Annotated in this window: 2 protein-coding genes; one reads left to right on the forward strand and one right to left on the reverse strand. The window is 71.0% G+C overall.

Features of this window, described 5'->3' with window-relative positions:
• On the forward strand, positions 1-638 hold a 638-nt coding region (locus AC13HU_RS37570), incomplete at its 5' end, for an RDD family protein (RefSeq protein WP_483046489.1).
• Positions 639-649: 11 nt separating this feature from the next.
• Here AC13HU_RS37570 and AC13HU_RS37575 read toward each other — a convergent pair.
• The coding region (locus AC13HU_RS37575) for a pyridoxal-phosphate dependent enzyme (protein ID WP_483046490.1) at positions 650-1042 on the reverse strand (393 nt) is incomplete at its 5' end.

Here is a 1042-nt window from a genome sequence, read left to right on the forward strand (position 1 = left end):
CCTACGGGCAGCCGCCGTACGGGCCGGGTCCGTATCCCCAGGGCGGCCCGCCGCCGGCCTACCCCCAGCCCGGCCAGCCCTACGGCGCCGGTCCTGGCTACCAGGCGGGCCCGTACGGCTACCCGGCCCCCGGCAACCTCCCGCCCGGCATGCCGCCGCCGGCCGGCTGGGGCGCCCGCCTCGGCGCCATGCTGCTGGACGGCCTGATGTTCAACCTCATACCGAGCGGCCTGTTCTTCGCCGGCTACGGCCGGTTCGCGAGCAAGCTGATCGACGCGTGGAACACCTGCGACGACCACGACATCCCGCGGTCCGAGTGCACCACGCCGAGCGTGCCCACCAGCTCGGCCATGCTCATGCTCGTCGGCGCCCTGCTGTCGCTCGCCGCCTTCCTCTTCCTCTCCTACCGCGAGGGCCGCACCGGGCAGACCCCCGGCAAGCGCATCGTCGGCATCCGTCTCCTGCGCGAGGCGGACGGTTCCGCCCTCGGCTTCGGGCGCGCCTTCGGCCGCCGCATCCTCCACGGCCTCGACACGCTTCCCTGCTGCCTCGGCTTCCTCTGGCCCCTCTGGGACGAGAAGCGGCAGACCTGGGCCGACAAGATGGTCCACACCGTCGTCATCCGCGACAACGGCTAACGGGACCCCTCTCAGGCCTGGAGCAGCCTCGATACGTCGAGGTTGCCGCCGCTGATCACGCTCGCGGTCAGCCCTCGCAGTTCGACCTTGCCTTCGTACAGGGCGGCGAGCGGAGCTGCTGCGGCGGGTTCCAGCGCCGGTTTCGTCCGCGACATGACGAGCCGGGTGGTTTCCGCGATCGAGCTCTCGCTGACGCGGACCATCTGGTCGACGTACTGGCGGATGAGGTCGAAGTTGTGGGTGCCGCAGACCGGTGCGGCGAGGCCGTCTGCGACGCTCTTGGCCGTGGGCTGCTTCTGCGGTGAGCCCGCTTCGAGGCTGCGGCTGACCACGTCGGCGGTCTCCGGTTCGACGCCGATGACGCGGATGCCGGGCTGCGACTGTTCTTGAGCTGACTCAAGAAC

This window comes from Streptomyces sp. NH27 (genome assembly GCF_056859195.1).